This window comes from Anaeromyxobacter oryzisoli, from assembly GCF_022690765.1.
Lineage (GTDB): Bacteria > Myxococcota > Myxococcia > Myxococcales > Anaeromyxobacteraceae > Anaeromyxobacter > Anaeromyxobacter oryzisoli.
In genome coordinates this window covers 1-7,659 of sequence record NZ_JALCZA010000132.1, presented here as the reverse complement: position 1 = coordinate 7,659, position 7,659 = coordinate 1, and the positions used below count along the sequence as shown (strand labels likewise).

General features: G+C 74.0%; 5 protein-coding genes and 1 pseudogene. 2 read left to right on the top strand and 4 right to left on the bottom strand.

What is annotated here, in order from left to right; translation table 11 throughout:
- Nucleotides 1-460 precede the first annotated feature (460 nt).
- Both mutL and MNZ27_RS22440 read left to right on the top strand, forming a co-directional pair.
- On the top strand, nt 461-2,272 hold the full coding sequence (gene mutL, locus MNZ27_RS22445; protein WP_242396303.1) for a DNA mismatch repair endonuclease MutL: 1,812 nt from the start codon (nt 461-463) through the stop codon (nt 2,270-2,272).
- A gap of 1,004 nt (nt 2,273-3,276) precedes the next feature.
- Nucleotides 3,277-3,807 (top strand): hypothetical protein, encoded by a 531-nt coding sequence (locus tag MNZ27_RS22440; RefSeq protein ID WP_242396302.1) that lies wholly within the window; start codon nt 3,277-3,279, stop codon nt 3,805-3,807.
- 4 nt (nt 3,808-3,811) lie between these two features.
- On the opposite strand, the gene MNZ27_RS22435 is transcribed toward MNZ27_RS22440, so the two are convergent.
- The 4 genes and pseudogenes from MNZ27_RS22435 to MNZ27_RS22420 form a co-directional block, all read right to left on the bottom strand.
- A complete protein-coding gene (locus MNZ27_RS22435) occupies nt 3,812-4,372 on the bottom strand; it encodes a hypothetical protein (protein WP_242396301.1) in 561 nt (186 codons plus the stop codon).
- Entirely contained in the window at nt 4,369-6,186 is a 1,818-nt protein-coding gene (locus tag MNZ27_RS22430) for a sigma 54-interacting transcriptional regulator (RefSeq protein WP_242396300.1), read from the bottom strand. The genes MNZ27_RS22435 and MNZ27_RS22430 overlap by 4 nt, the downstream gene beginning before the upstream one ends.
- A gap of 64 nt (nt 6,187-6,250) precedes the next feature.
- Entirely contained in the window at nt 6,251-7,108 is an 858-nt protein-coding gene (locus MNZ27_RS22425) for a tetratricopeptide repeat protein (protein WP_242396299.1), read from the bottom strand.
- Nucleotides 7,105-7,659: pseudogene (locus tag MNZ27_RS22420) on the bottom strand (serine/threonine-protein kinase); the annotation flags it as partial. The pseudogene MNZ27_RS22420 and the gene MNZ27_RS22425, both read right to left, overlap by 4 nt.

Sequence of the window (7,659 nt, the reverse complement as noted above, 5' to 3'; positions counted from 1 at the left end):
CGGCGAGCGGCCTCGCGGCCGGAGCGGGCGCGGCGGGCGTCGCATGCATCGCGGCAGGGCGCGGGGGCTCCTCGGTCCGCGTGGCTGAGCGCGCGGCCGGCGCCGTCGGTGCGGGAGCGGGCGCCAGCGCGACCGGCTCGCGCCGCGGCCTCGCCGTTGATGCGGTAGATGCGGTAGACGCCGCGGACGGCCGAGGCGCCGGGGGAGCGGGCGGCGACGGCGGCGCGTGCGACGGTGCGGGCGTGCGCGGCGCCGCACCACGGGTGAACGGATCGTTCCCGAGCACGGGGCGCGGCTTGGCGCGGTCCGCCGGCGCCTTCCCCCTCGCCCTCACTGGTTTACGGTTGGTCCCGCGCGCCACCGGAATCGTATAGACGGCCCCCGTCTCCAGCGTCAAACGGCCACGCGGGGGGGCCGGCGTCGGGGCGCCGCGTCATGGCGGCGTGGTACGAACGCCGCCATGGCGCGTATCCAGGTGCTGCCCCCCGGCCTCGTGAACCAGATCGCCGCCGGCGAGGTGGTGGAGCGCCCGGCGTCGATCGTGAAGGAGCTCGTGGAGAACGCCCTCGACGCCGGGGCGACGGGCGTCTCCGTGGACGTGGAGGAGGGTGGGCTCTCGCTGGTCCGGGTGGCGGACGACGGGTCGGGCATGGAACGCGAGGACGCCCTCCTCGCGCTCGAGCGGCACGCGACCTCCAAGCTCCGCGACGCGGAGGGGCTGGCCGCCATCTCCACCATGGGCTTCCGGGGCGAGGCCGTCCCCGCCATCGCCTCGGTGTCCCGCTTCCGGCTCGACACCGCGCCGGCGGAGGACGGCGCGGGGACGCGCGTGGACGTCGAGGGCGGGGTGATCGGCGCCGTCGAGGCGGTCGGGCGGACCCGCGGGACCACCATCGAGGTGCGCGACCTCTTCTTCAACACGCCGGCCCGCCGGAAGTTCATGCGCGCCCCGGCCACCGAGGCCGGCCACGTGACCGAGGCGGTCATCCGGCTCGCCCTCGCGCGACCGGACGTCTCCTTCAACCTCCGCTCGGCGGGGCGGCAGGTCCTCGCCGCGCGCGCCGGCGCCGGCCTCCCCGATCGCGCCGCCCAGGCGCTCGGGCGCGAGGCGCATCGCCACCTGGTGCCGGTCGACGCGGCCCGGGGCGACGTCCGGGTGCACGGGGTGGTCTGCTCTCCCGACCACTCCGAGGCCACCGGGCGGGCGCTCTACCTGTTCGTCAACGGTCGTTACGTGCGCGACCGCGGCGCCGCGCACGCGGTGCTCCGCGCCTTCGCCGGGACCCTCCCGCCCGGACGCCACCCGGCCGGCGTCCTGTTCGTCGAGCTGCCCCTCGGCCGGGTGGACGTGAACGTGCACCCGCAGAAGCTCGAGGTCCGCTTCGCGGAGGGGCGCGAGGTGTACGACGCGATCTTCCACGCCGTCGCAGGGACGCTGCGGACCGCCCCATGGCTCCGCCGCAGCACGCCCCCGGCGAGCGCTTCCGGGATCGCGCCGCCGCTCGAGTCGATCGCGATCGCGCCGTTCGTCGCCGGCGCCGGAGCCCTGCCGCCCCTCCCGCGGGCCGGCGAGGAGGTCGCCGAGGTGCTCGCGCGGGCGCGGGACGCGGCGCCGGTGGCGCTGGGGCAGGCGACGGCGTTCGCGTTCCCCGTCGCCGACGGCGACGGCGGCGCCCGCCCGGCGGGCTACTTCTCCTCGTTGCGCTACGTCGGGCAGCACGCGCGGACGTACCTCCTCTGCGAGGCGCCGGGCGGGTCGCTGGTGGTGATCGACCAGCACGCGAGCCACGAGCGGATGCTGTTCCATCGCCTGCGGGAGGCGTTCCGGACGCGCCAGATCCCGGTGCAGCCCTTCCTGCTCCCGCAGGTGGTCACGCTGCCCGCGGCCGTGGCCCGCGCCCTCGAGGGCGGGCTCGGCGAGCTGGCCCGCCTCGGCTTCGACGTGGAGCCCTTCGGCGGCGACAGCTTCGCCGTGAAGGGGGCGCCGGCGGCGCTCTCCGGGGTGGACCTCACGGCGCTGCTCGGGGATCTCGCCACCCAGCTCGAGCAGGTGGAGCGGACGAGCGCGGTGGACGACGCGTTCCACGACCTGCTCGCGACGATGGCCTGCCACGCCGCGGTCCGGGCGAACCAGGACGTCGGGCCGGAGGAGGCGCGCGCCCTGCTCGACGGCCTGGACGCCATCGACTTCAAGGCGCGCTGTCCGCACGGGAGGCCGGTGGTGTTCGAGCTCTCGCTCGCGGATCTCGAGCGCCGGGTGGGGCGGCGGTGAGGTGAGCGTCGGCGCCGGGCGACGCCTCGACCGAGAGTCGTCGAGGGGAATGCGGGTCGCTCCCGGCGCGGCTTGATGTACGGGCGTGATGTGGAACCCACCACGCCGGGAGCTCCCCGATGCGAGGCACGCTGCCGGTCAGATCCCGGGGGGGAGGGAGAGCCGCCCGGCGCGCCGCCTCGCGCCATCAGAGAAGGCAATCCGCGTGCCTGCCCCGTTCGAGCCAGGGCGGCGCGCAACTCATTGATTTTCGGTCGGCCACCTGTGCGGTGGGGGCTCGCCCCATTTCATCTCTGCACACCCCATTTCAGGTGTGAAAGGCCTCGCACCCTGTAATTTCGGGATATCGCAGGGTGGAAAGACGACCGGCGCGGCGGAGCGATCGCGCCTCGAGGAGGCGACGCATCCCGAAGTTCAGGCAATCCCGGGCCGAATGCGCGGCACCTCCTATGCAACTGGTCACCAGCGTGGGCGGGGCAATCACAGGCAAGGACGTGGTCCTCCACTCCTTCACGATCCTGAGGCTCTGGGGGCCCGGCGTGTATCTCCGCTGCCTCCGAGCGATCGCGAGCCGCCGCCCGTGCACGTTCCTCGGCCTGGTTTCGACGGCACCCGCGGAGCATTGATCCCGGCGAGGGCGCTTCGCCCTGCGCTGCTCGCCCTTCGACTCCGGCGCGCAGCGCGCGCCTACGCTCAGGGCGAACGGAGCTTAGAATCGCCTGCGCTGCTCGGTCGTCGTGTGCCCCCGCTCGGCGACGGCATCGTGTGCCTCGCGACGCTCACCGCAAGCGGGTGGCGCCATGACGGCACCCGCGGAGCATTGATCCCGGCGAGGGCGCTTCGCCCTGCGCTGCTCGCCCTTCGGCTCCGGCGCGCCATCCGTGCCCAGGGGAGCCCCCGTCGAGGGGGCCGTCCGGTTCGGGGCGATCGGCCGGGCCCGCGGCGCGGGTGCACCGGGGCACCCGTCGGTGGACGGACCGCCGTCGGTGTGGCAGGTTCGGCGCGTGCCGCCGCGCGATCCTCGCTATCGCCCCTTCCGGGTCGGGCTCTGGGTGCTCTACCTGGCCGTCATCGCCTTCGCGCTCGCGGTGGTCATGACGAGCATCGTCCGGCACCTGCGCGGTCCGCACCGGGCGGCGGCCACTGGAGCGCTGCCCACCCGGGCCGCGCTCCGGGTCTGCGTCGCCGATCTGGCCGCGCTCCAGCGCGAGCAGAACGAGCGCGCCTGGCGCCTCGGGGGCGAGATCGGGGAGGAGGACGCCATCGCCCGCTGGGAGGACTGGTCCCGCGAGTGGGAGCAGCGGGTGGACGACCTCTCCGACCGCTGTCGCCTCGACGCGAGCGACCCGGACCCGCAGGGCTTCGGCGGCCGCCAGGAGCTGGCGCGCGCACGGGACGAGGTGCTCGCGCTGCACCGCGCCTATCGCGCGCAGGTGAACCGGTTCGGGCAGGAGGGGGCGGACCTGGCGCGCGCCGCCGCGCGGTCGCTCGACGTGGCCCGCGAGGCCGCCGCGCGCACCGCGGAAGGGCGGTAGCCGTTCACGGACAGGCCGGCGCGCCCGCTGCCGACTGATCGACGTACAGGAAGACCCAGCGGTACACCGCGGTCTCGAACCCTTGCGCCGGGCTCCGGTACGGCAGCGCACCACCATCAGTCGCGAAGCCGTTCGACACCACCAGCTCGACCACGTGCACCTCACCCGCGGCCGGCGTCGTCCCCTGGTCGTACGCCATGAACGTGAACGGTGTGACGTCGCGGGTGAACACGGATTGATCCGCGCTGGCCGGCGGGTAGCTCACGAATGGCGCGCGCTGGGTGGTCGCCTGATAGTCGACGAACCACCGCGCCTCGACCTGCTCGAGGTTGTTGCTGTCGAAGAGCCGGGCGGCGAGGACGTAGCTCGGAGCGGTCCCGGTGCAGCCCACCGGCACCTTGACGATCGGCTCGCCCGCAGCGTAGTCGCCGTTCACCGTCACCTCGTCGGCGAGGATCCGCGGCGGCGTCACGGTGCCCTTCGGGTAGTCGGGGAGGGGCTGCGGGAGCGGGCAGCCCGCGAGCAGGAGCGCGGCGAGGGCGGCCGCGGCGACGCGTCGGGTCACGGCTCGCCCTCCTCGTCGGGCGGGGCCGGCTGGCCGCGCCGCTCCGCCTCGAGCTTCTCCAGGTGCCGGAAGATGGTGCGGGGATCGACCCCGAGGTCCTTGGCGGTCTTGGTGCGGTTCCCGCCGTTCCGCTCCAGCACCTCGTTGATGTAGCGCTTCTGGAACTCCTCCTTCGCCTGGGCGAGGGGCAGGATCGGCTCGAGGATCTCGGGGCGGAGGTCGAGGTCCTCCGCCGAGACGAGCGCCCGGTCGGCGAGGACCACGGCCTTCTTCACCCGGTTCTCGAGCTCGCGGATGTTCCCGGGCCAGGCGTACTTCCGCATCGAGACGAGCGCGCTCGGCGTGAAGCCGCGGACCCGCGCGCCGAACTCCTTGGCGTACTTCTGCAGGAAGTACTTCGCGAGCACGAGGGTGTCCTCGCCGCGGTCGCGCAGCGGCGGGAGCTGGATGGAGACCACGTTCAGCCGGTAGTAGAGGTCCTCGCGGAAGGTGCCCTTGCGGATCTCGTCCTCGAGCACCTTGTTCGTGGCGGCCACCACCCGGATGTCCACCGGCTCGGCCCGCGCGTCCCCCACCTTGTTCACCGCGCGCTCCTGGAGCGCGCGCAGGATCTTCACCTGGAGCGGGAGCGGCATGTCGCCGATCTCGTCGAGGAAGAGCGTGCCGCCGTGGGCGGCCTGGAACTTCCCCATCCGCGTCGCGACGGCGCCCGTGAAGGCGCCCTTCACGTGCCCGAACAGCTCGGACTCGAGGAGGGCCTCCGGGATCGCGCCGCAGTTCACCGCGACGAACGGGCCGCTCGCCCGGGCGGAGCGGCGGTGCAGCTCCCGCGCCACGACCTCCTTGCCGGTGCCGGTCTCGCCGGAGACGAGGACCGAGATGTCGGTCGCGGCGACCTTGTCGATCCGCCGGTACACCTCGCGCATCGAGGCGCCCGCCCCGATGAGGTCGCCGTACTGCTTCGACGAGACCGCCTCCTTGAGGGTGAGGTTCTCGCGCCGCAGGGCGTCGAGCAGCATGGCGTTCTGCACGAGGAGCGACGCCTGCGCGGCGAAGACCGTGAGCGCCTCGAGCGCCTCCGCGTCGAACAGCGAGATGACGCTGTCGTTGCCCAGGTAGATGACGCCGAACACGTCCCCCTTCTGCATGAGGGGCGCGCACATCACCGAGCAGAGCTTCAGGTTCACCACCGACGAGGAGCCGGACCACTCGCGATCGTGCAGCGCGTCGGCGACCACGATGGAGCGGCGGGTCTCGACGACGCGGCGGATGATCGAGTCGGACACCCGGTCCACCGCCCCCTCGATGGTCTCGCGGGCCACGTTGCGCGCGGCGCGGACGCTCATCTCGCCGTCCTCGAGGAGGATCAGGAAGCCCTTGTCCGCGTGGGTGACCTCGAGGATCGCGTCCATCAGCTCGTCGAGGAGCCGGGCGAGATCGGTCGCGCCGAGCAGCCGCTCCGAGAAGCGGACCAGCGTCTCGAGGGCGAGGAGCCGCTCGCCGGACCGGGGCCGGGGCGCCGCGGCGCGGGGCGCGGGGTCGAAGAACAGCTCCGTGGCCCCCACCTGGATCCGGTCGCCCGGCCCGAGGCGCCACGTGCTCCGGCGCTTGCCGTTCACGGTCATGTCCACGCGCTCGTGGGCGGCGGCGCTGTAGTCCTTCCCGTCGAAGTGGATGTGGAGCGCGGTCGCGGGCAGGCGGGGATCCTCCACCGCCACGTCGTTCTCGGGGTCGCGCCCGACGCTCGTGATCCGCTTCACGAGCGCGATCTCGCGCTCGCCGCCGTCCGGGGCCTTCACGATCAGCGTCGCCACGGGTGCCGCTCCGGGTGGATCTCGAGTCGGTTCGTCATGAGTGCTTCGCCGCCGCCGCGCGCCACTAGAAGCCTACCTCCAGCCTGAGGGAGCCGCCGGTCAGCTCGCCGGTCGGCGTCATCTCGGTCTCGACGAGCGGCACGAAGTGCCGGTGCGCGTCCCACACGCCGAAGGCGTACAGCGCCCAGAACAGCCCGGCGGACGCGTACTTGACCGCCTCGACGTTGCGCAGGAGCCGCCGATCCGAGTCGGAGTAGGGCGGCTTCGAGCAGCCCGGCTGGCCGGAGACGCAGGTCCGGGTCCGGTCGTCGGCGAGCTGGTTGTGCACGAGGATCGCGGCGATGTTCACGGCCGCGAGCGTGATCTCGCCCGCGGCGATGGCCGTCCCCTTCGCCTTCTCGCCGTTCTGGAACTGCCCCGCGCCGAGCGGCATCCAGTTGAACAGGTAGATGCGCTCCTGCACCCGGACGACCTTGGTCGGCGGCCCGGCCCGGGCCGCCTCCTCGGCGAGGAGCCGCCGGCGCGCCTCGTCGGCGAGGCGCTGCTGCTGCCGCAGCGCGCGCCGCCGGGCGCGGAGCGGCGCGAGGGCGGGCTCGTGCTCCTTCTTCACCCGGTCGAAGAACTCGACGATCGGGGGCGGCACGAGGAACGGGTCCAGGGCGTAGTCCGGGTCGTAGGAGAGCAGGTTCACGAACGCGGCCCGGGCCTGCGGCAGGTCGCCGAGTTGGTACTCGGAGATCCCGAGCATCCGGTACGCGTCGATGGCCTCGTCGTCGGTGAGATCCGGCTCGCCGGCGAGGAGGTGGCGGAGCGCGCCGGCGGCGTCCGCGTACGCCCCGAACTCGAAGCGATCCTTGGCGCGCTTGAGCTCCGGCGGCGCGGCCAGGGAGAGCCCGAGCAGGACGAGCGGGACGAGGTTCATGGGCGATCCTCCGCCGGCGTCGCCATGACGGACACCTCCGCGCCGGCCCGGAGCTTCACCTGGACGGAGCGGGGCGAGGCGCCGTCGAGATCGAGGCCGATCCGCGCGGACGCCTCGTAGGGGTTGTCGCCGCCCGCGGGCACCGACACCGCGAACGGGACGCGCTGCGAATCGCCCGCCGTGCCGAGCAGCCGCCCGTCGACGAACACCCGGGTGGACGGATCGCCCTCGACCCGGATCCGGGCCGGGCGCGGCTCGAGGGGGACCCGCAGCTCTCCCTGCCGCGTCGCCTCCTCCGCCGTGACCTTCCTCACGAAGGGGGCGCAGCACGCGTGCTCGATCTGGATGACGTGCGAGCCCGGGCCGAGGTCGAACCGGACGAGCTGCTCGCCGTGGGCGACCTCGATCCCGTCGAGGAGCGCGCGCTGGGCGTAGGGCCGGACGTGCACCGCGAGCACCGCGTGCGCGGCGCCCGCCGCGGGATCCTGCTGCGGCGCGCGCGGTCCGGGAGGGCGCGCCGCCGGCGCGGCGCCGCGGGACGGCGGCGGGGG